General features: G+C 52.7%; 18 protein-coding genes. 11 read left to right on the forward strand and 7 right to left on the reverse strand.

All coding sequences use genetic code 11. The features are described 5' to 3' along the window. Positions 1-60: 60 nt before the first annotated feature. The gene (locus tag VF399_07785) at positions 61-2,097 is read right to left on the reverse strand and encodes a tetratricopeptide repeat protein (GenBank protein ID HEX7320240.1); all 2,037 of its coding nucleotides are present in this window, start codon (positions 2,095-2,097) and stop codon (positions 61-63) included. Between the two features lie 186 nt (positions 2,098-2,283). Here VF399_07785 and tilS point away from each other — a divergent pair, with 186 nt between their 5' ends. The 5 genes from tilS to cutA are packed head-to-tail and all read left to right on the forward strand — an operon-like array spanning position 2,284 to position 6,876. Next, positions 2,284-3,681, forward strand: a complete 1,398-nt coding sequence (gene tilS, locus VF399_07790; protein ID HEX7320241.1) for a tRNA lysidine(34) synthetase TilS — start codon at positions 2,284-2,286, stop codon at positions 3,679-3,681. Continuing rightward, positions 3,611-4,117 (forward strand): hypoxanthine phosphoribosyltransferase, encoded by a 507-nt coding sequence (hpt, locus tag VF399_07795; protein ID HEX7320242.1) that lies wholly within the window; start codon positions 3,611-3,613, stop codon positions 4,115-4,117. Before tilS ends, hpt begins: the two co-directional genes overlap by 71 nt. Continuing rightward, a complete protein-coding gene (gene ftsH / locus VF399_07800) occupies positions 4,110-5,969 on the forward strand; it encodes an ATP-dependent zinc metalloprotease FtsH (GenBank protein HEX7320243.1) in 1,860 nt (619 codons plus the stop codon). The genes hpt and ftsH overlap by 8 nt, the downstream gene beginning before the upstream one ends. Beyond that, on the forward strand, positions 5,970-6,527 hold the full coding sequence (gene folE / locus VF399_07805; GenBank protein HEX7320244.1) for a GTP cyclohydrolase I FolE: 558 nt from the start codon (positions 5,970-5,972) through the stop codon (positions 6,525-6,527). A gap of 31 nt (positions 6,528-6,558) precedes the next feature. Beyond that, entirely contained in the window at positions 6,559-6,876 is a 318-nt protein-coding gene (cutA, locus tag VF399_07810; GenBank protein HEX7320245.1) for a divalent-cation tolerance protein CutA, read from the forward strand. 219 nt (positions 6,877-7,095) lie between these two features. On the opposite strand, the gene VF399_07815 is transcribed toward cutA, so the two are convergent. The 6 genes from VF399_07815 to VF399_07840 all read right to left on the reverse strand — a co-directional run bounded on the left by VF399_07815 (position 7,096) and on the right by VF399_07840 (position 15,258). Then, positions 7,096-7,926 carry a fibronectin type III domain-containing protein gene (locus VF399_07815; GenBank protein ID HEX7320246.1) on the reverse strand — a complete coding sequence of 277 codons (831 nt, stop codon included), beginning with the start codon at positions 7,924-7,926 and terminating at the stop codon, positions 7,096-7,098. A gap of 384 nt (positions 7,927-8,310) precedes the next feature. Next, complete coding sequence (locus VF399_07820; GenBank protein HEX7320247.1) at positions 8,311-10,344, reverse strand: DEAD/DEAH box helicase; 2,034 nt, start codon at positions 10,342-10,344, stop codon at positions 8,311-8,313. Between the two features lie 72 nt (positions 10,345-10,416). Beyond that, positions 10,417-11,733 carry a BREX system ATP-binding domain-containing protein gene (locus tag VF399_07825; GenBank protein HEX7320248.1) on the reverse strand — a complete coding sequence of 439 codons (1,317 nt, stop codon included), beginning with the start codon at positions 11,731-11,733 and terminating at the stop codon, positions 10,417-10,419. Then, complete coding sequence (locus VF399_07830) at positions 11,714-12,970, reverse strand: BREX system ATP-binding domain-containing protein (protein HEX7320249.1); 1,257 nt, start codon at positions 12,968-12,970, stop codon at positions 11,714-11,716. The genes VF399_07825 and VF399_07830 overlap by 20 nt, the downstream gene beginning before the upstream one ends. Positions 12,971-13,190: 220 nt before the next feature. Next, positions 13,191-14,021, reverse strand: a complete 831-nt coding sequence (locus VF399_07835; protein ID HEX7320250.1) for a hypothetical protein — start codon at positions 14,019-14,021, stop codon at positions 13,191-13,193. A 253-nt stretch (positions 14,022-14,274) separates the two neighbouring features. Beyond that, complete coding sequence (locus tag VF399_07840) at positions 14,275-15,258, reverse strand: PorV/PorQ family protein (protein ID HEX7320251.1); 984 nt, start codon at positions 15,256-15,258, stop codon at positions 14,275-14,277. Positions 15,259-15,624: 366 nt separating this feature from the next. On the opposite strand from VF399_07840, the gene rpsL reads away from it, so the two are divergent. Genes rpsL through carA form a run of 6 tightly spaced genes read left to right on the forward strand, consistent with a single transcriptional unit; the run spans position 15,625 to position 23,648 of the window. Further along, a complete protein-coding gene (gene rpsL / locus VF399_07845; protein ID HEX7320252.1) occupies positions 15,625-16,023 on the forward strand; it encodes a 30S ribosomal protein S12 in 399 nt (132 codons plus the stop codon). 23 nt (positions 16,024-16,046) lie between these two features. Then, positions 16,047-16,517 (forward strand): 30S ribosomal protein S7, encoded by a 471-nt coding sequence (rpsG, locus tag VF399_07850; protein ID HEX7320253.1) that lies wholly within the window; start codon positions 16,047-16,049, stop codon positions 16,515-16,517. Between the two features lie 39 nt (positions 16,518-16,556). Then, complete coding sequence (locus VF399_07855; GenBank protein HEX7320254.1) at positions 16,557-17,513, forward strand: aminopeptidase; 957 nt, start codon at positions 16,557-16,559, stop codon at positions 17,511-17,513. Positions 17,514-17,518: 5 nt separating this feature from the next. After that, positions 17,519-19,204 carry a BamA/TamA family outer membrane protein gene (locus VF399_07860; GenBank protein HEX7320255.1) on the forward strand — a complete coding sequence of 562 codons (1,686 nt, stop codon included), beginning with the start codon at positions 17,519-17,521 and terminating at the stop codon, positions 19,202-19,204. Between the two features lie 11 nt (positions 19,205-19,215). After that, positions 19,216-22,548 (forward strand): translocation/assembly module TamB domain-containing protein, encoded by a 3,333-nt coding sequence (locus tag VF399_07865; protein ID HEX7320256.1) that lies wholly within the window; start codon positions 19,216-19,218, stop codon positions 22,546-22,548. Positions 22,549-22,553: 5 nt separating this feature from the next. Next, positions 22,554-23,648, forward strand: a complete 1,095-nt coding sequence (gene carA / locus VF399_07870) for a glutamine-hydrolyzing carbamoyl-phosphate synthase small subunit (protein ID HEX7320257.1) — start codon at positions 22,554-22,556, stop codon at positions 23,646-23,648. The last annotated feature ends 2 nt before the right edge of the window (positions 23,649-23,650 follow it).

The raw sequence follows: 23,650 nt of genomic DNA on the forward strand, positions 1-23,650 counted from the left end.
ACAGCAACGCTCTTTGGTGCCCACCAGTTTATTAAGCGTATGTAATTATCCCCTGAGTTTCTAATGGGATTCCCCCAGCATCCGTATTGCTTCCTTAGCGTAAGTGTTGTCCGGTTCAATTTCCAGACAGCGCTGCCATGACTGCCGTGCCCGGCCGCGCTGACCGGTCTTGAAGTAAACAATACCCAGATCATACAACAGGACAACGCTGTTGGGGATCTTCCTCAGCCCGGCGGACAGCACGCTGAGCGCCTGATCAGATCTACCGAGCTGGAATAAAAGCCGCCCCAGGTTATTATAAGCCTGGACATGGCATGGTTCATCGTTGATCGCCTCCCGGTATGCTATCTGCGCCGGTACGTATAAATGTTTGTTCTCCAGTTCAAAACCTTTTTCATAGGGCGTCAGGGGGATCGATCCCGGACCGACTAGATCGCCGGTCGTGCGAAACTTTAACCGCATCGCTTCCAACGCTTCTGCCGCCGGCTTTCTTTGAGGATCGATCTTGAGCACGAACTCAAGCTGCTGGATGGCGCCCGAAAAATACCCCAGGCTTGCGTAAGCCCGTGCAAGTTCATAACGCGCGTACGGGTCGGCGGGATCAAGTTCGAGCGCCCATTTCAGTTCAACAATGGCTGCTTTCAGGTCTTGTTCCCGCGACCCAGGATCCTCAAGCGCTCTGGTGAGGTACCGCGAGCCGATGATGCTCCTCATTCTTTCATAATCAAACTGGATCCGCGGCCAGTTGACCAGTGCAAAACACGCCGCCAGCACCACTATGGCAAGTCCCAGCGTTCGGTAAGAACGGGCACGGACAAGCTCCAGGAAGTCGCGCGCTCCCAGCACCGTAAATACGATAAGGACTGGCACGACCGGCACGCGGTAACGTTCGGTGACAAAGAATACAACCACCGACAGCATGTAAGTGATCAAAAAGGCGAGTAAAAGCTTCTCTGCGGTCTTCAGGCCCCGGACTATCCGCATGAGAATACCCGTCAGCGCCAGTGGACCGATCAGCCAGAAACCGATGAGCGTGATCTTTAAAACCGGCGCATAATGAGCGCGGATGAAATAGAAATCAAGATTATTGGGTATTTCATATGAGTTCCAGAACAAAGTGATCTTACGCCATAACAATCCGAGCGCCCGGCCCGGATGGTGAAGGATGAAGGAAAATGCTTTTGATGCCCAGAACGACGACACCCCGGATGGTTTAAGCGCCCGGCCGGTTTGCGCTTCAGCGGCTGCGCTGGCCGATCCTCCAAGGTCATAATTCGACAATCCGGACCCCGGCGGCAGGTAAAAGGCGCCGACCGCCTGCGGGTTGTTGCCGATAAAAAGATTTACCCCGGCGTTCGACGAAACCAGCATGAAATCATGTCCCTTCAGCGCGTTCCGGACTGTAAAGGGCAGGATCAAACCTATCGCGCCGGCGAGTAGTAAGATGGCCGGCTTCCATTTCCAGGCGGATAATTTTGTTGAAAACCTTCCAGCCACGAACCATAACGCCACGGGCAGGAAAAGAAGGATATTAGTACGGTCCAGCGCGGCTGCGCCTAAACATGCGCCCGCGGCAAGTGCGTGCCAGCCCCTTGATGACCGGTCATATGCGGTCAGGAACAACAGGCACAGATCAACAAATACGAGCGTCACAAAGATCATGAGCATATCGGCGTCGAAGAAAACAAGCAGACCGTAAAGTACGGATAAAATTCCGGCGATCAGCGCGTAACCAGTCCTGCCGTCCGTGACCTTCCATGCCAGCATGAAGATCAGAAGACAATTCAGGGAACCGATCACGATCTGGATCAAACCCAGGATGAAAAAACTCCTGCCTGCAAGCGCGAGGACCGCGGCAATGAAATATGGGTATGGCGGAGAACTGTAGAAATATACTCCTTCGCCCAGGAGATGCCCTTTTAAAATATCCAGCGCCTGGTCTAAAAGAACACGGGAATCGCCCGCCGGATCGTCAAAGTACGGTGCCCTGGAAATTTCGGTTAAATAAACCAGTCGCACGGCAAAAGCGGCAACGAATACCAGCGCCATTAAATAAAGCACCCGGCGTGACAAAAACCGCTGTCGATCAGGTCCCATGGATGATCATCCCTGATGACATTGTATGCCAAAATAACCTGAAATCAATCCGCAATTTTTGTTGCCGTGTCACTTGGCACACGGCTTGCCGGCATATCTTCATTGCTATAGCCCCAAATCCGAATATAATATCCGGCTATGGGCTTAATTCCACGGGTCATAGGTCCAACCTCAGAATTTCTTCACATGGTGGATCGAACAGTGCGGGATGAACGCATGCTGTCGCGAGCTAAAAAGATCCTGATCGCGTTCTCAGCGGGCCCTGATTCGGTCTGCCTGCTCGATGCTCTGCACCGGCTGTACGGTCATAAGGTCGCAATGTCGCTGGTCTACCTTGACCATGGTCTGCGGTCGGAACGGGCTATCAGCCGCGAAAAAAAGCTGGCCCGGCACTACGCGCATATCTACGGCATACCCGGCAAGGTCATCCGCATCAAGGTCGACGCCGGCAAGGGCCGGCTGGGGATCGAGGGCGAGGCCCGCGAATCCCGGTACCAGGCCCTGATCCGGCGCGCGCGCGCGGTTAAAGCCGACCGGATCGCCCTGGGACACAACCTTGATGACGTCGTGGAGACATTTTTTCTTAATATTTTACGGGGCAGCGGCGCAACCGGCCTGATGGCGATACCAGCGGTCCGGTTGCCGTTCATCCGGCCCCTTATCGCCGTACGCAAAAGGGATATCATCGTTTATCTCCGGCAGAATAAACTGCGATCCGCGACCGATCGGTCCAACCGCCGCCTGTCGTTTCGCCGCAATTTCCTTCGCCACAAGGTCATCCCGCTGCTGGAAACCATCAACCCGCGACTGCATGAGCATATCCGCAACCAGATCGAACTACTGCGGCGCGATGAAGCATATTTTCAGCAAAAAGCCGAATCGGCGCTAAAACGCGTCGTCACGCAGCACCAAAGCGGTGCTGCCCTTGACACCAGCCGGCTTATGCGTTATACTATGCCAGTGCGTAGTCGGGCGCTCCGCCTTGTGATCAAGTCACTCTGCGGGGACCTTGCGGGTTACGAGAGTAAACACATTGACGCGATTGCCGGTCTAATTGCTAAAGAGAGCGGCAAAAAGATAATTCTGCCGAAAGGCATGTACGCCCAGCGCGATCATGGTCTTATCGTGATCGGCAGGGCTGGTCAAAACCGGGCATTTGAAAGGACACTGGGCCTGCGCGGAAAAATCCTACTGCCCGGCGGATGCCGGATCAAGTCGCGGACCGTACGGCATTACGATCTTTCAAAACGCATTGCCGGAAACGAGGTATTTGACCTCGACAAGCTGGCGTTGCCAATGGTGGTCAGGAGTAGAAGACCGGGTGACGTGCTTGAAGGAGCGCGCGGCAGGATCGCGCTGAAAAAGATCTTGAGCGCGGCCCGCGTGCCCCAGGACCGACGGCCGGGGATCATTGTACTGGCCGACCAGAAAGGGATCCTCTGGATACCGGGCGTCAAGCGTGCAGTCCGGGCGTACATTGGGAGAACAACAAAACGTTTTCTACTGGTGACTTGTGAATGTCTTGATCAAAGAGGAAGATGTAATAAAAAAAGTCAAGGATATCGGAGCGCTGATCAACAGTGATTACCGGGGTAAGAACCCCGTGCTCATTGGTGTACTCAAGGGCGCGTTCGTATTTCTCGCGGACCTGCTCAGGGAGCTGGAAATACCGCATGAGCTCGATTTTCTGGCGATCTCAAGCTACAGCGGCAAGACCTCGCGGGGGATCGTTAAGATCAGCGCCGATCTGTCCATTAATATCGAGGACCGGGATGTCATCCTGGTCGAGGATATCGTGGACACGGGATGCACGCTTCATTACATCCTTGAGAATTTGAAGACGCGCCAGCCACGCAGCCTGGCCGTATGCGCATTGCTGAATAAAAAGGAGAACCGGCGGACCGAGATACCCCTGACCTACGTGGGGTTCACCATCCCGTCGGTCTTCGTCGTGGGATATGGGCTTGATTATGAAAATCAATACCGGAATTTACGGTATATAGGAGTGTATGATGGCTAATAAACCGCCCACACGGACAAGGGCTCTGCAAACAGTGATCTTATGGACGGTCCTGATCATTGTCGTCTGGATCGGCGTCCAGTATCTGCTATCCCGGAGCGAAAAGGCTGCTGATATACCGTATTCCAAATTCATCCAGGAACTCAGAAGTAAGAACATAGGCAAGGTCATGATCACCGAGCGGTCGATCAAAGGGACGTTCAAAAACATGCTCCAGATCGACAAAGGAACGTTCACCGAATTTGTAACGCTCATGCCGTTCGAAGATACCAAGCTCACGGATGAGCTGCTCAAGGGCAATGTCGAGATCGTGGCCAAGCAGAAGTCCTCATGGTTCGAGATCGTCGCCGGCATAATCCCCTGGCTTTTGGTCATCGCCATCTGGGTCATTTTCTTAAGGCAGATGCAGTCGGGGCAGAACCGGGCGCTTGGTTTCGGGCGGAGCCGGGCCAAGATCATGTTGGAGAACAAGCCGTCCGCCACGTTCAACGATGTCGCGGGTGTCGAAGAGGCGAAGCAGGAGCTGCAGGAAGTCATAGAATTTTTAAAGGAACCGCGCAAATTCACCAGGCTGGGCGGCCGCATCCCGAAAGGCGTGCTCCTTCTCGGTCCACCCGGCACGGGTAAAACCCTCATGGCACGCGCGGTTGCCGGTGAAGCCGGCGTCCCATTCATATCGATCAGCGGTTCGGATTTCGTAGAGATGTTCGTAGGCGTGGGCGCTTCGCGGGTTCGCGACCTTTTTGAACAGGCCAAAAGGAATTCGCCCTGCATCGTGTTCATCGACGAGATCGATGCGGTCGGCCGGCTGCGTGGGGCCGGTCTCGGCGGCGGGCACGACGAAAGAGAGCAGACGCTAAACCAGCTCCTGGTCGAGATGGACGGCTTTGTGGTCAACGAAGGCATAATCCTGATGGCGGCCACGAACCGCCCTGATATCCTTGATCCCGCGCTCTTGAGACCCGGGCGCTTTGACCGCGTGGTCGTGCTTGACCGGCCTGATATCCGCGGTCGTCAGGGGATACTGAAAGTCCACACGCGCAAGATCCCGCTTGATACCGACGTGGACCTTGACGTCCTGGCGCGCGGCACACCTGGATTTTCCGGCGCCGACCTTGCGAACATGTGCAACGAAGCGGCTCTACTGGCGGCGCGGCGCAACAAGCAGAAAATCTCCATGGCCGAGTTCGAGGATGCCAAGGACAAGATCCTCATGGGCGTTGAACGCAAGAGCCTGATCATCTCCGATGACGAGAAAAAGCTGACCGCATGCCACGAATGCGGGCACGTGTTCGTGTCGAAATTCCTCCCGGGCATGGACCCGATCCACAAGGTCACCATTATCCCTCGCGGCATGGCCCTCGGCGTGACACAGGCCCTGCCCATTGACGAACGGCGCACCTATTCGAAGACCTATTGTTTCAACCAGCTCGCCTATATGCTGGGCGGCCGGGTCGCCGAGAAATTGATCCTGGGCGATCTATCGACCGGCTCAGGCAATGACATCGAAAAAGCGACCAAACTTGCCCGCAAAATGGTATGCGAATGGGGTATGAGCGATAAGCTGGGGCCTCTGACCTATGGCGAAAAACAGGAAGAGATATTTCTGGGCCGCGAGATCGGCATGCACCGCGATTATTCAGAGCAAACCGCCCGGGAGATCGACGAGGAAGTGAAAAAATTAGTGGAAAGATCCGAAACGATCGCCGAGCAGATAATTTCCAAAAATATCGAGAAACTCAAAACGCTGGCCGCAAAACTGCTCGAGAAAGAGATCATGACCGGCGAAGAAATCGACCAGATTCTCTTTGATAAAGATAAAAAAACCGGGATCCACGACGTTAGCGCGTAAATGAACAAGAAAAAGATCGAAAAAGCGGTCCGCGCGATCCTTGAAGCGATCGGCGAAGACGTTGACCGCGACGGACTTAAAGACACGCCGCGCCGGATCGCTGACATGTACGAGGACATTTTTGCCGGCATCAAACAGGACCCGAAAAAGGAACTTAAAACATACCGGACCAAGAACGAAGATGAGATGATCATCATCAAGGACGTCCCGTTCTATTCCGTATGCGAACATCACCTGCTGCCATTCCTGGGCAAAGCGCATGTTGTCTACATTCCCAAAGATAACCGGATCACAGGTTTTTCCAGTCTGGTTAAAGTCATCGATATCATGGCAAAAAAACCCCTGATGCAGGAACGCCTGACTCATGAGATCGCTGATTTTTTAATGGCGAATCTAAAACCTCTGGGCGTGCTGGTCGTGATCGAAGCCGAACACTTGTGCCTGTCCATGATCGGCGTGAAAAAATCCGGCATGCTGACCGTGACCTCCGCGATCCGCGGCGCCATGCGTTCAGCCGCGACCCGGGCTGAAGCCTTGTCTCTGATTAAAGGCCGTTGAAACCTCCCGGGGAAATCTAAAAACACATTTAATGCCTGACGGTTTCATAATAATATACTCGACGTTCCCGAATAAAAAGACGGCCGTTAAAATAATTAAAATGCTAATCGCCGCAAAACTGGCCGCCTGCGGCAGCATGTTCGAGCTTGATTCGCTCTATGTTTGGAAGAAGAAAACCGAACGCGCGCGTGAATGGGGCGCGTTCATTAAGACAAAAAGTAGGAATTATAAAAAAGTGGAAGAGTTCATTTTGAGGCATCATCCCTACGAAGTGCCGGAGATCGTTAGCTGGGACATCAAACGGGGTTCGAAGAGCTACCTACACTGGATCAAAGAAAATACGATTTGAAAGACCTGAGCATATCGGGTTCGACCACATATTCATAATGTGTCATACCCGCGCAGGCGGGTATCCATAGCTGTTTTTTCTGGATTCCCGTTCCCCGCTTTTGCGGGGACAAGTTTACCCCTGCGGAAGCAGGGGGGAATGACAATGCAGCGGGAGAGGTCGTTTTGCAAAAGTAAAAGGGGCGGCAAAGCCGCCCCTTTTTTGTTTTTGGTTATCGTCTTATTTCGCGATAAGTATCGGCACTCCGGCATTATCCTGGTAGGCGTAGGTGACGTCAACGGTCGCTCCGGTCGAATCATAAGCATCGACATGGAGTTTTACGTAGTTCTCTTCCTCAGTCACGAAACCGATGAGGTCGCCGACAATGAACGGAACATGATCGTCAATGAGATCCCCCGGCGTCAGCTCGGACAGGCTGTCCAATTCCATCTGACCGTAGCTGTGCATCAAGGTCGTTCTTCCATTGGGGCGCCGTGAAGCAGAATTGACCTGGAGTGTTTCTTCGCCGCCTTGAATGAACCTCTCGAAGAACACATCAGCACCAGGAAATTCATCATTGGTTTCATCAACCAGTGCGCCGGTGGCGAATGTCAGTCCACAACCAGGTTCATTCATGTTACCAGGCGCGAGTTCGAGAGTCACGGTTACCGTGAACTCGGGTCTCGGCGAAGCCGTCACAAACGGCTTTGTCGCGTTGTAATCGCCGGCTTTGTCGTCGGTATTCAAAGTACGGACCTGGATATAGTAAACGCTGTCCTGCGCCAGTGGCGTAATCTCGTATGAATTGGTCGTGATCGGGGTCGCGTTGAACGCACTGAGATCTTCCGCGCTCTCGACCAGGAGTGTGGTGGAATCGGTGGCCACGTACACGTTGTAGCCGTTGAAATCCGTGCTATTCTCGATCGTCGTATCCACGGTCCAGACGACCGTCACCGACGTCTCACCCATAATCACGGTATTGATCTCCGGCGCGTTGAGCAGCTCGGCGCCGCCGCAGCCGGCGATTAATGCCACTGCGATCAACGATGCGAAGGTTATAAATGTCTTCATTTTTTCTACTCCTTTTTGTTCTTGCTTTTGCAGTTGCCCGATCCAGTTGTAAATGACCTGTTCACATACTATGAACAGTATATCTGGCCGCTGCTTTTAAAGCTTATTTTTTTATTGGGACAACGGTTGTTCTCAGGCACAACCGGCAAAGCCCTTGTTTAGCGTATCACGTATGTTTGGGCTTCCAGCACCACCTCCTCTTTAAGCCCGATCAGACCCAAATATCTTAAAACCTACTATGCGTATTATAAGCACAATTTAAGTTTTGTCAAGAGGGCTTGGGGGGGCCCAATATTCTCCACCCCCTCCTTTTTCCTCCCCCCTCGAGGGGGAGGGCTAGGGTGGGGGGGGGATTAAAAAAGAAGAGTCAACACTCATTCACTACTATGTTTTTGCCGTAATATGCTCGATAACCGACTTCAGCAGTTCAGGATCGATCTCCTTCATCCTGACTTTACGCAGGAATTCAAGCAGTCCGCTGATGTCCAGGTTTCTCCAGTGATCCTCGATCTGGTACTCGACCGGCAGGTCATAGAAAAAAGCGCCGCTGCCCAGGGCATCCTCAAATAGCATCGTCTTTTCGGCAAGTATCCTGCGGATCGTTTCTTCTTTGGGCACCGGGAAACCGCCGTCTTCCAGTTTGAAGCTATTTATGGTCAAAAGCTTTCCTTCGGCTTCGATCACGTCCTTGCCTTCGGCCATCAGCGCCTCCGCGATGAGGTAGCTGTACAGTGATCCGATCACGTGAAAAATATGACTGTTCCTGCCGTCAAAGGCGAACGGGAATTCCATGGGCTCAAGGTCGGGAAAGATGTGCTGCTTGAGAACGACCGATAGCTGGTAACTGTAGTTCCCCGCGCCCTTACCCTCGAATATCTTCGTGACTGCCGGCGCGCTGCCCGCGTACCGCGCGTATACCTTTTTGTCCGCCTCGCTCACGCTGACCTTTTCCCAGCACTTACCTCCCAGGATGAACTTCTCCAGCACGTAATATATCCTTCCCACCAGCGCGCCCTGGGCGATATCGAACACATCGTATTCGCCGAAAGATTTCTCGTTGATATTAGAATGGATCTTGCCGTACGTGATCTTTTTCTCGATCGCGCTGGTCACGAAATAGATGCCGGGTCTGCCCTCTTTTACGACGCCGTCGCCCATCAGCTTGTAGAATATTTTCTTCACGGTCGGTTCATCGAAAAACCCACCCTGCGCTGGGTCGCATAGCACCTGGTTGATGTTTTTAAGCGTCGTGCCGATGCGGCGCCGCTGGTATAGATATGAATAGATCTGCTGGGGTATCACCGACAGCAAAGGCCGGTATTGTCTCTCATAGAGCAGGCCGCTGCGCGCGCAGTTAAAAAAAACATCGAACAGGATCTGCTCCCAGGAATTAGTATAAGCGCCCAACGCGAAAAGCGTGTTGCTGCGCCGGTTCCCGCGGCCCACACGCTGGAGCAGCGACGATACCGTGTAAGGAGGCCGGTACAGCGCGACGCAGTCGATATCGCCGATATCGATCCCAAGTTCCAGCGTGGAGGTGGCAAGCAGCATTGCCCGGTCCGACTGGTTCATGGCCTTTTCCACCTCTTCGCGCCGCGGTTTGGGCAAACTCGCGTGGTGAACGAGCACTTTTCCGTCAAAAGGCGGCCGGTTCAGCTTCTGCGAGAACCCTTCGACAAAACTGCGCGCGTTAAAGAATACCAGGACCTTTTTCAACCCCCGTTCCTTGACCACTCCGAACAGTTCTGAAATGAACTTCAAAGCCGGCACGAGCTTATACTCAATCTCCCGCGGCATTTTCAACAGGCAAACTACCGGGTCTGGAAAATACCTCTCCCCCAGCCTGACATCGTCGATCGTCGCGGATAAGGCGCAGTAGCGGAGCCCGGACCTTACCCTGCGCAGGCGGTTCAGCAGCACTCTGAGCTGGTCCCCGCGCGGCGTGTTGTCCAGAAGATGGATCTCATCGAGGATAACGTATTTTAGCGCCTTGAATATCTCCGGATGGCGGCTCATCATTGAATCGAATGATTCGGGTGTAGTCAGTAATATTACCGGCAGGTCTGATGGATCGATACGCGGTCGGTCGCCGGTTTTCCGGCTGATGCTCTTGCCCAAATAAGAGACCGGATCTTCAAGCCGGCGGAACAGATCATTGACCAGCGCGCGTGTGGGCGATATGTATAGCACCTGGAGCGAAGGGTCCTTATCAGTGACGGTTTCCGCGATGATATTTTCCAGTACCGGCGCGATCACGGCTTCGGTCTTGCCGGTCGCCGCCGGTGAAATGACGACCGCGTTCTCGCCGGCCAGAATGCGCGGGATCGCCATTTCCTGGACCGCGGTGAAACTGCCGAACCGGCTGAAAAAAGGTGTCCAGGTCCTTTTAAGCGCGTTTTTTAATTCTTCCGGTGTCATCTTCTGCACTCTCCGCGCATTTTTTTCTCTGCGTCCTCTGCGGTGTTATTATTCTGCGTTCTTTGCGTTCTTTTATTTCTGCGGCTTCTGCGTATCTTTATTAAACCTCACCCAGTCGAACGCCTCGACCGAGAATTTTATGAACTCGCGCAGTTCTTCCTTGTTGATCTTCAGGGCCGAATTCAGAATCGAATCGCTGGTCGGCGGATCGATCTTGAAAGCCCGGTAGGCGCACTGGTAAACCTTGAGCAGGTTATCGAATAATAATTCGCATTCAAGCCGGCTGAACTTTCTAAGCTGAATGATGTTTCCGGGACCAGCCCCTTGGGCAAGCCGGTTGGGTTCCTGGGGCGTGGTCGCGAGTACCAGGAACAAGTGCGCGTCTTTGTACAGGTACGGGGTCGGCCTGACCTGGTTATGGATCAGATTGCCGTTCACCTTTTTTAGCTGGGCATCGTTGCGCGCGACGCCGATCAATCCCTGCAGAAAATTCATGCCGCGTTCCTTCAAATAATATTCCCAGACATGGTTTATTTCTTCCGCTTCATCAATGATTATGACCAGCCCGCCCAGACCCGCCGCATGGATCGCGTAGCTCAAGCCACTGAGGATATAGCAGTAGAAATCGGCTGCGGTCGAAAAATCATACAAAGCCGGAATGACCTGGCCACCCCGAACCCGGAACGGCGCCGAGCGGTCGGTTGCGTAGTTCTTGGTCGATTCGCCTTCGATCCACTGCCAGAAAACCTCGTTCTTGACTCCGGCATCGTCCCCTTCCATGTCCCTGACCCGCTTCAACACCGGCGTCAGGAAACAGTGATCATTGATCTCGACCGACGCCAGTTCGGCAAGCAGGTCGCGGAATCCGCGTTCATAGCCATCCTTGATATATCTGAGATTGTAGACCAACTCATGATAGACCTTTTTAGGCCGGTATGGAGGGGTCTCCTGGACGTGCAGTTCGCAGATCGTCGTGACGAGCCCCTGCCTGAGCGCCTGGTGCCGGATAAATTCAAGGAGGTGCGATTTTCCGGCGCCGTAGACCCCTTCGATCATGCACAGATCTCCCTGTCCCTGCTTGAGGTCGTCCAGGTGTCTTTGAAGGGTCCGCAATTCTATGTCCCGGCCGAACGTGAAATATTCGATATCCTGGTGGGGAACCACGCCCATGCGAAAGGCCTCGAGGATCCGCTTCGATGATATCTCGTCAAGCTGGATGTCCTTGTTTGTAATCGAGAGCGGCTTGAGCCATTTCGTGGGCAGCCACAGGCACAGACCGCTCCGAAATTTCACGCGGGACTGGACGCCGTCCCACCGCGTCTCCAAGACCAGTCCTTCGCCGAATATGTTGTGGGCTACGACGTGGCGGCTAGAATTCTTCTCGCTCAACTTCTTCCTTTTCTTTGTCAGTCAACATTTTAGTCGTGCTGCGCATCATGACGCGGCTGGCGTTCTTGTCGATCTCGGCATTCGTCTCCCGGATCTTCAAGAACGCGTCGATGATGGTAACCACGAAGATCCGGCGGTAACTGATGTCCAGGACCTGCAGTTCGAGTGCCGCCTGGACCATGTTGTGAACGGAATTGGACAGCACGGTTTCATCGAAAGTATATGCATAGGCTTTTTCGAAGATCGTCTTGAGTTTCATGCTCAAATTCCTCAGGAACGCTTCGGCGGGCATGCCGATCTCTTCCAGGTTCACCTTCACGCCCATGGGGTTGACCTTGGTAAAGCTGCTGCGCAGGCGCTGTTTCAATGCTTCGTAAACCCCGCCGCTTCCTTCCAGGAGAAGGTTCTCGTCCGGGACCGCGTAGAAGAACATGGCGCCGGGCAGGCGCGAATTGCCGCACTCATCGACGATCTGCCGCAGGTTATCCAGAGCGCGCCGCTTGTCCTTTGCCGACGAGATGCTCATGCCCCGTTCTGCCTCGTCGAACAGGAAGATCAAACCGCTGAACCCGAGCACGTTCACGAGCTGGATCAGGCTCCTGAGCATGCGGAACGCGCTCGTGCGGTCGATGCGCTCCGAGATCCGGTGCTGAAGCTTTAGTTCGCGCGGGATATCTTCGCCCTTGAGCCACTGTACAAGCGCGCTGAATCCTTCCTCGTCATCGCTGTCGAGATTGAGCAGCGCGGCTTTGACCGCGTTGGTGAAGCTCGTGCTCTCCAGATTTTTAACGAACGACAGAAACTTCCGGTCGTCCCGAACGCGCTGGTGCCACTTTCTCAGCAGCACCTCGATGCCGGTCTCCCAGGGTTTAAGCAATTCCTCGGTCTTCAGGGGAAGCGTGATGTTCGCCACGATCTTTTTGTATACCAGTTCCAGACGGTCGAACGGGCACTCGGTCGCGCTCAGGCTGACATAGCTGGTCACGTAATTGTGCTTCCAGGCGAGGTCGCGCATTAAATAAAGGAAATGCGTCTTCCCCCCGCCGTAATTGCCAGTAATGAGTTTGAACGAAGACAGGTTGCACTTCAGGATCCCGTCTAAGTATTCCGTTTCCATGGCCTTGAGATACTGCTCGAGGCCGACGCTGAAGTGCTGGATGCCGAATTCGGGCGGCGTGCCAAAGCTTCCGAGCTTATGGATAATGGCTTTTGCGAGAATGGGATCTAACTGGTCCATTCAATCACCTCAATGTCGTCATTGCGAGCACTCTTTGTGCGCAACCTTACACCCCCTCGTTTTTCCTCCCCCCTCGAGGGGGAGGGTAAGGTGGGGGGGGAATATCTGGAGTCCCGAGGAACGAGGGGAAGCAATCTCATCTGGTGTCTTTTCCTTCCATAGATTGCTTCGTCTCCCTCGATAATCTCGGGATTCCTCGCAATGACAAGAAAATGAACGTTCATAAGAAAGAAATATACGAATAGTACGTACCGTCTCCCTCGTCATTGTCCGGCACCCAGAGTGCGCTTTTTCTTTCTGTGGTCGCGTCAAAGGTCGCGACGTAAAAACGGATACCTTTGTCGGCAATGCCTGATTTTCTTAAAAGATAGAACATGTAACTCAGCGTATTCCGCGGGTACTCGCGGAAGTGCTCCTTGCGCGGGTCTTCGAAGAATTTTTCCGGCTGTTGTAAAAGCACGTACCCGTGCAGGACATCCACGATCAGCATTTTGTCGCCCATGTTCTTACCGGCATACGCTAATCTCTTTTTATAAGCCGTTAAAAGGCCGTTATAAAACTCCTGCCCATCGAATTTTTTAGGAATCAAGGTATTGTGGTATTTCTTGACCGCCTCGTAGACTGACTGGGGTTGTAACGGAATCTTACCCTTGATCTTTTCCACCTCGGGTCCGAAAAACAGCTCGGCTTCGCCGAACTCAAAATTGATCACCAGCGTAAAGATCGCAATGCGCAATTTAGGATACTGGCCACGGACCGCAATGTTGTCTTTTTTGAACATCTCCTTTAATTTCTCACCGAATTCGAACTTGAAGTCGTCCTTATGCTTTTGTTGTTCCTTGTTTTCGTTTGAATACCAGGTTTTCAGGTCGGCTTTGAGCTGGCTATCCGGAATTTCGGCAAAAAGCTTCGATATTTCGGCGATTTTCTTCTCGCGCAGGTAGACATTGTCGACTGGCTTTTCCATCAGTTTGGAGTATGAATTGAGCAGTTTGGTCAGTTTGTTACAATCCCTGGATAATTTCTTTAATTCCTCCAAAATTTCTTTCATCCAGTATTATACTTTAAAAGTGATTCATAGTCAATTACTCATAAGATTACGGTGATAATAAAAAGATGCCGATGATACCCCCTCAGTCGATAGGTGACCGCACAACCTCTCCCCTCCCTAGATGGGAGGGGATAAAGGGGAGGGTGAAACAAAGATGTCATTCCCGTCCCATATCTATATACAGGACAGATTCCAACGGGAATCCAAGAAAATACTGGATACCCGCCTGCGCGGGTATGACACAACCCAAAGACTAAAAAGTGTACGTCAACGACAGTTTTCGGTTTTGGGTTTCAAAATCAAATACATCCTCATCGATCCCGATATCTATCTCCAGATTCAGCACCTTGATCCCTCCGCCAAATGTCCATCCAATACGTTGTCCTTCATAGTCATAGAAATAACCGGTGCGCAGGGAAAGCATTTTAAAATAATTAACTTCCAAACCTATCGCTTTCCAAGCTTCTTTGAATTCATATTTCAGGTTCTCTCCAAAACTGTTGTTAGAATTAGCAAACATCCCAACGAGAATCTTGGTCATTTCGGTTGATAAGGTTATTGATAAATATTCAGACTCATACAGCTTACCGGCTAAACCTAACCTGCTTAAAAGCGGCAACGGATCGCTCGAGCCGGATTCGGTATATGATATATCAGGACCAAGATTATGAAAAACTAACCCCATGGACAAATACGGTTTGATCTTATAAAGAATATTGAAATCAAACGCAAATGATGTACCTGTACCGCCTGATTCGATCCCGAGCTCCGGCATTTTAGCTATTACCCAATCTGCCATCAGGTGATCATAAATTAATTTGCATCCTAACCCCGTTGATATATTTTCTGAAAATTTCCGGGCATAATTCACCTTGAGTGTAATACGATAACTGAAATATCCATCATATTCAGGCATATACATAGATCGGTATCCTGTATCAAAATAGATAATATCAAAGCCAATTGCGGACTTTGTATCCAGACGCTTAACCCATGCGATATAAATATGTTTCATCCCATCATGCAAACCAGGCAAATAGCTTGAGTAATTAACAGTTCCTGACCATCTGTCAATGAACGCCAGGCCGGCCGCGTTGTAGTAGTTCGCCGAAGCGTCGTCCGCGATCGCGGTCCAAGCGTAAGCCATGCCCGTGGCTTTGGCTGAGGGCGGAATCAACATAAAGCAGGCGCCCGGTCTTTGCGCCGAGATCAGTAATACAAGAAACAGACTGGCCATTTGTACCTCCAACACAATCTTGCTATGTAATTATATGCATTGGATGATATCCTGTCAATAATTATCCACCACCCCCACCTTTATCCTCCATTCCACGGGGACACCAGTTATCCCTCACCCCTACCCTCTCCCTTTTTAAGGGAGAGGAATAAGGTGAGGGTTTAATTTTTAATGCTGCCATCAAGGAGGAGGGAGTAAATGTTGGGAAAATCTCCCTTGACTAATAATATTATTTATATATAATTATGGTTGCTGATTACAGGCTGAAATTACAGCCAAATTTGTGTAATTTGTTCATCGCTGTCCCGTAAATCGGGATAATCTATTTTTTCATCCCTGTAATCATTCTTTGCCAAAAGGAGGCAAATGCCAACGATCAATCAACTGATAAGGCTGGGCAGGAGACAACAGAAGAGCAAGAGCAAGGCTCCGGCACTGACTGGCAATCCACAGCGCCGCGGCGTATGCACGCGGGTTTACACGACCACTCCGAAGAAGCCCAACTCAGCCTTGCGCAAGGTTTGCAAAGTAAGGATGACCAACCACTACGAAGTGACCGCCTACATACCCGGTGAGGGTCACAATCTGCAGGAGCACTCGATCGTGCTCGTGCGTGGCGGCAGGGTAAAGGATCTACCAGGCGTCCGGTATCATATCGTTCGCGGAAAATACGATGCGGCTGGTGTCGAAGGCAGGAAAAAGAGCCGTTCTCTCTACGGCGTAAAGCGGCCCAAAGAAACCCCGGCCGCCGCCGCTGCCACCTAACCGAACTAACCTAAGGAGGTTCAATGGGACGTCGAAGACGGGCACAGATAAGAAGGATCCAACCCGATCCGAAATTCAACAGTATCCTGGTCAGTAAGTTCATTAATAACCTGCAATGGGGCGGCAAGCGGGGGACTGCGCAGAAGATCCTTTTTAACACACTGGTGCAGATCGAAAAGATCACCAAAGAAGACGGCCTCGCGGTTTTCGAGCGCGCGCTCAGCAACGTGAAACCGCTGCTCGAGGTCAGACCGAGAAGGGTCGGCGGAGCGACATACCAGATCCCCATGGAAGTCAGGCCGAACCGAAAGGAAAGCCTGGCCATAAAATGGATAATCCGGGCTGCCCGGGAACGCGCCGAGCATCGCATGCAGGACCGACTGGCGCAGGAGATCATCGCGGCCAGCAAGAACGAAGGAACGGCCATGAAGAAACGGGAAGAAGTCCATAAGATGGCCGAAGCCAACAAAGCTTTCGCCCATTTCCGCTGGTAATACCGCGGCTCAAACTAAAGTCAAAAAAACAGATCAAAAATGGACATAAAACTGCAGAAAAGACTCAAACGACCGGCCGAAATAGTCATCAAGGAGTGTCTATCAGTAAAAAAAGGTGAGCGATTTGTCATTATCATCGATGAACCGTGCCGCGAGATCGGCTACGCGCTTTTCAATGCGGCCAAGGCGGTCACTGACCCCATCATGGTGGAGATGTTACCTCGCGAGATCCACGGCGAAGAACCGCCTTCATTGATCGCCGAGCTCATGCGAAACTGCGACGTATTCGTGGCGCCGACCAGCCATTCGCTGACGCACACGCAGGCCCGGATCCAGGCCTGCGCTCATGGCGCACGCGGCGCGACCATGCCCGGGATCACGCCGGACCTGATGATCCGGGCATTGGATGCCGATTACAGGCGCATCAGCGCCCTGGCTAACAAGGCAAGCCAGGCGCTCACCCAGGCCCGGCACGTTCTGATCAAGACAAAACTCGGCACACACCTGGAATTGAGCGTCGAGAACCGGACCGGCGATCCGGACACCGGGATCATTAATAAACCTAAAGCGTTCTCCAACCTGCCGGCAGGTGAAGCCTACGCGGCACCGGTCGAGGGTAAGTCGAACGGAACTGTCGTGATCGACGGTTCGTTCGCGCCCCTGGGATTTTTAAAAAAACCGGTCCGCCTGAAGATCAAGCACGGTGAGATAAAGGATGTCAGCGGCAATTGGGAGATCGCGGCCATCTTCAAGAAATACGGCAAGAAAGAACGAATCCTGTGCGAACTGGGCATCGGTACGAATTACAAAGCCGCAATCACGGGCAACGTGCTCGAAGACGAAAAAGTGCTCGGCACGATCCATGTCGCCTTTGGCAACAACCTGGGTTTCGGCGGAAAGAACAAAGCGTGTATACACCTCGACGGCATCGTGAGGAAACCTTACGTCTGGCTCGACGGCAAACCATTTATTGAAAATGGCAGACTGCTGCTTTAAGACCGTTGAGTAACTTCCTCCTTGTCCTCGTAATCTTATCAGCCCCCATAAAAAAAGTCGAATTTACTGGGAACGCTTCGATCCCCAGCCGGGTGTTGTATAACGCCATAATTTCAAAAACAAAAGAAACCTTTGACGAGATCAATCTAACCTTTGATGCGAACCGCATCGGCCGCGTTTATTACAACCACGGTTTCTTCGACACCAGGGTTATGACCGGCACCCAGATCGATTCCAATGGCGTCAACATCACCTTTGCTGTCCAGGAGGGAAGGCGGCCGCGCATCCAGCGGATTGTCTTTGAAGGCGATACGTACAAGGCATATAAACGACTCCTTAAGATCAAGCCGCGGGATTTCTTTATTCAACTGAAGATCAAGGATTCTGAGACCGGGATCCGCGACTATCTCCTGGATAAGGGCTACGCGTTGGCCAAGGTCTCCACCTCGGTCCTGGCTGATTCCGGAGCGCTTGTTTTCAGCATTAACAAAGGGTCGATATATTATATAAAGGATATCACGATCCGGGGCCTTAAAGTCTGCAACCCCGACGTGGTCCGGCGCGAGATCACGCTCAAGAAGGGCGACCCCTACAGCAAGTCGAAGATACGCACCAGTCAACGCCGGATCTACAGTCTCTCATTTTTCGGCACGGTCGATGTCGAGATGCTGACCATATCGCCGGACAGCATTGAATTGATCTTCAATATCCGCGAGCTCAAATCACGGATCCTCAATTTTGGTTTCGGCGTTACGATCCCGCCAAGTTTCCTGGTCTCCTTCGGTATCGAGGAACTCAACCTATTCAATATCGGCCACCGGTTCTTGATCCGGCCGTCATTCCGTATAAAGACCGAACGGGCATGGGAGGCTAAGCTGGAAGGCCGCTACATAGTTCCCAACATCACACCGGCCAGGCTGACGCTCACGTTGCTGCCGTTCTACTGGCGCGAGGACACCAAGGCATACGTGCGCAAGACGACCGGCGGTGAGATCCGGCTTTCAAAGATATACACCGATCACATCCAGGTCACCTTTGCCAATAAATACAAGTATGTCGATTATATGGCCCGCACCACCGATGTCGACACGGCAAAGGGCATTACCAACAGCATCAAGCTTGAACTGATGGCGGATTACCGCGATGAATTTTTCAACCCGAAACGCGGACTGTACTGCACGCCGTTCATCGAATACGCAGGTGGCATACTGGGTGGGCGCAACGATTACATCCGGCCGGAAATGGAGTTGCGTCTTTTCAAATCAATATATTTCACCACGATCGCCCAGCGGCTGAGGGTCGGAATGATGATCTCCACCGGCAATCTGGCGACCGATGAGAAATATTCGATCGGCGGCCAGTATTCAGTGCGGGGTTATGATGAAAAATCGATCGGGCCGGACAGCCTGGCCATCGACAGCACCCACTACGGCAACGTGATCATCAATTATAACCTGGAATACCGGATCCACCTGCCTCTTAGCACCGGAGTACTTGGTTTTCTGGATATTGGATATGTTGACAACACTTTCAACGTGCAGAACAGCGATTACCTGAAATTCAGTGCCGGCTTCGGCCTTCGGTACTATTCGCCGATCGGTCCGGTGCGCGCGGACCTGGGTTTTCCGCTAAATGCGGTCAACGGTGAACGTCGGCCCCAGATCTATGTCGGTATCTATCACATTTTCTAAATCGCACGACCATGGTACAAGATATCAATAAAGGGCTCGTTACCACCGCTCCAGCCGGCAAAGAAAAGGGGAAATTCCCTTTGAAACGAGTGATCGTGTGGAGCATTATCGCCGCGGTAATCATCGCCATGGGCATCGTCGTCAAGGCCATAAATTTCGGCAAACTGACGGTCGACATTATCGAGCGTAACGCCCATATTACGATAACCTACAAGGAAATGCAGGGCAATATTCTCAGCGGTTTTCGGATCGACGGCTATAACGTGAAGATCTCGGAATCGGACAGCGCTTATGGGAACTATGCCGAGATAAATTACCGCTTGTCTTTTCGGCGGCTGGGTCTGCCGACATTTTTTGAGATCAACCTGCTCGAACCGACCGTTCACATCACCCAGAAGAAACAGAGTACAAGCGCCGGCGGCGGGTTCCGTTTCCCTAACCTGTACCTCGGCTTGCGCATAAATGTCAAGAATGGCACGGTCATATATGATAACGTTTCGCCTTATGTCACGGAAAGGATCTCCGGACTGATCTTCATCGATTTTGTGGGAACAAAGATCTACGTAAGCACGATGAACCTCAGCTTTACCAGCCGGAATTATCCGATCTCCGTCACGTCTCTTAATGCGGCAGCGACGATCAGTTCCAGGAATATTGCGATCCGCTCGCTGAAATTGAAAGGCAAGGGTTTGCTCATCGACGGTCAGGCCGATCTGGACATGGTCAACCGGCGGTTCAATGGGATTATAAAGAAAATGGAGATCGATCTCGAAAAGTTAGATCTCTACAAGGGCACGGTCAACTGCCAGGGCGCTATCGCCTACGCCGACGGCCGGTTCCAGCCGGAACTCCGCGGAGACTGTGCCGGATTTTATCCAGCGGACCGATTCAAGTTCGAGACCACTTACCTGGGCGATACGATAATAATCAATGCCTTTGACGGCGAAATGCTCCAGGGCAGCTTCTTCGCTCAGATCCGGTTCCTCGATCTCAAACACTGGGATATGGAAACGAATTTCCGCAACCTCAATGCCGCGCTATTGTTGAACCGCCGCGAACCGCTCTTGATCAACGGTTTTGCCGGATACCAGGACAACAAGTTTAACGGCTTCATCAACTCCACCAGCGACAGCGGCATTGCCGTGGACTCGCTCTTTTTGTTCGGCTACCGTTCCGGGACCGCGGTCTACCTTGATTCGTTGTATGTCCGGGAAGGAAAGGAGCGGCTCCGCTTAAGCGGGCTTGTCTGGCCGCAGTGCAGCCTGCTTGTGAAACTTGATGATTTCGCGGTCGACCGCTGGAACCGCTTTCTCGCCATGAAGGGCTCGCTGTCAGGCCAGGCCGTTGTTTGGGGCGACTGGAAAAAAGTAAGGCATATGACCTTTAGCGCGGATATTGCCGGACGGCAGTTCTCCCTGTTCGATATCGCATGCAACGATCTCGCCTTCAAGGCGACGCGGTTCACGTATGGCGACACGATCCCGCTGCTGGAACTCCGGGCCACGGCAATTTCGTACAAAAACATGGCACTGGATACGCTCGGGTTCAGGGTCGAGCACAATCGGTTTTCGATCCTTGGCCGGAAAGCCAGCGACAGCCTGATCATAGCCGGTGAACTCGGAAATGATCTTCAAGGCACGGTCACGCAGCTCGACCTGTGGTATCGCGGCTTGTCCATGGCCAGCATTGAACCGATCATGTTTGACGGACTGAAAAAGAAGATCGGCGCTTTCAATTTCGCGATATGCGGCGGAACATTCTCCGGCTCCATTGCGCCGACCGAACTCCGCCTTTCCGGCATCGATCTCGCCCAAGTGGGCCGGGCTCTGAACCTGAAAGTACTGATCGCCGGCAAACTGAACGCTTCATTGCACAAGGATACGGTCCTGCTCGATGCCCGCGCCATCGATTTTCTGGGCCTGGCGAACGGATCGATCGCCCTGAAAGGCGCGTTTAAGAGCAATGGCATCGCAGTAGAATCGCTAACTGTTGTCGACGACAACGGCCAGCGGGTGAGCGGACGCGGGCTGGTTTCGAACGCGGCATCCGATTTCAGCGTGCAATGCGAGAATTTAAGAACTTGGGTATTCCCCTTCCTGAAAAATATGCTGCAGAACCCGGATGGAGTGCTCAACGGCTCGGTGCGGTTCACCGGCACCTTCGATGACTTCGCGCTTACCGGCAACGGCACGATCACGGACGGCCGGTTCGGTATCAAGATCATCGGCGATGAATTCGACTCGGTGCAGGCAAAGATCAGGTTCGATGGCCGGATGATATATTTTGAGTCCATGCAGGGCATTGTCTATGCAAGCTCGGACACGAGACGCATTTACAGTGCGCCGGTCACCGGCAGCGGGTTCGTGAAGCTGGAACCGCGGTTCAGGGTCAGAAATTTGAATTTCGACTTCAGTTTTCGCAACGCGCCCGGTCACTACGTGCCTTATGCTTACGGTAAAGGCACGGGCAATTTTTCCATCGGCATTAAGGATCTAATTCCCTATTATAACGGTAACATCAATGTCAGCGAGGGGGTCGTCCCCGTGGAATTCGGCATGCAGATCGTGGAGGACGTGGGAAAGAAACCCGACAACTACCGCATGAACATCAAGATCAGCGGCGACCGCAATATCTGGCTCCGCAACCGCGATGCGGACATCGAATTCGGCGGCGAGATCTACATCATCAAGGAGCACGGACCGCTATACATCACCGGTTCTCTCGAGACAAAACGCGGAACGTATTACTGGCTCAACCACGCCCTCACGATCACCGAAGGCAACGTGATCTTCGTTCCCGAGGCCGAAATGATCGACCCGGAACTCGATATCTGGGCGGAAATGAACACCCACGAACGCTCCCAGGAGTCAAATGCAGAGATCAAGATAAAACTCCATTTCTTCGGACCGATCTCTTCGCCGATCTTCGAATTTTTCACCGAACCCGAGGGTATTTTCACCGAGCAGGATATCGTCACTTACCTTAACCTGAACATCACGTGGCGCGAGCTCGAATCGATGCAGCAGGGTTCGTACATGAGCGATGTGCTGCCGAGAAGCCTGCTCGCCTGGCTGGAAAGCGATGTTTCCCGCCGGATCCGCGCCTATACCGGGCTTGACTATTTCCGCATCGACGCGCCGCTCTTCCAGACGGATGAAAAAACCAAGCTCACGGTCGGCAAGTACATCTCCAGGAACCTGTTCATCACCTACACCTACGACATCACCGATTTCGACAATGAATTCAACGTCGAGTATTTTATCGACGACCGCAACGAGATACTGATCCGCAGGGACGATACCGGTGAATACGGCATGGAATATCAGTACCGGATAAGGTTTTAAGAAAAATGAGTGCACGGCACGGCCATCAAGGCAAGCTGCGCAGAGCAACGCTGCTGTTGGAAGACGGTTCGGCTTTTGAAGGCTATTCGTTCGGCGCCAGCAGATCCGTGGCCGGCGAGGTCGTGTTCAACACGGGTATGGTCGGCTATCCCGAGAGCCTCACCGATCCTTCCTACCGCGGTCAGATCCTTGTCCTGACCTATCCCCTCATCGGCAACTACGGCGTTCCCGGCAGAACGATGGATGAAAACAGGATCCTTGAGTTTTTCGAATCCTCGAAAGTCCAGGTCGAAGCGTTGGTGATAACCAACCAGCCCGATGTGTATTCGCACTGGAATGCGCGCATGTCATTGCCGGAGTGGCTGGAACACGAATCCATACCCGGTATCTGGGGCGTCGATACGCGCATGATCACCAAAAAGCTGCGCGAGCAGGGAACCATGCTGGGTAAGATCGTTTCCGCCAGGCCCACCGTCCCGTATACCGACCCCAATAAGCGCAACCTGGTCGCGGAGGTCAGCATCAAGGAACCAGTTCTCTACCGCCAGGGCAAGAAACGCGTTATTATCATAGACTGCGGTGTTAAAAACAACATCATCAAATCCTTCCTGCGCAGGAATATCACGGTCGTGCGCGTACCGTGGAACTACAATATCATGAGAGAAAATTGTCACGGCATTGTCATTTCCAACGGCCCCGGCGACCCGACGCGCTGTCACGAAACGATCGAACACGTGCGCCAGGCGATCGAAAAGAACATCCCGATAATGGGGATCTGCCTGGGCAGCCAGATCCTGGGACTTGCCAGCGGCGCCCGGACCTATAAACTAAAATACGGTCACCGCAGCCAGAATCAACCCTGCATTGAGGTGGGTTCGAAGCGGTGTTACATAACGTCTCAGAACCATGGCTACGCGATCGACGATACCACTCTGTCAGAGGACTGGCGGACATGGTTCTATAACAATAACGACCGCACGAACGAGGGGATCATCCATATCTCCAAACCGTTCTTCGGCGCCCAGTTCCATCCTGAAGCGTTTCCGGGTCCGGATGATACTGAATTTTTGTTTGATATGTTCCTGCGCGCGATGGATTGAGA

This window comes from bacterium (genome assembly GCA_036382775.1).
Classification (GTDB): Bacteria; Hydrothermota; Tepidihabitantia; order SM23-42; family JAOAFX01; genus DASVHD01.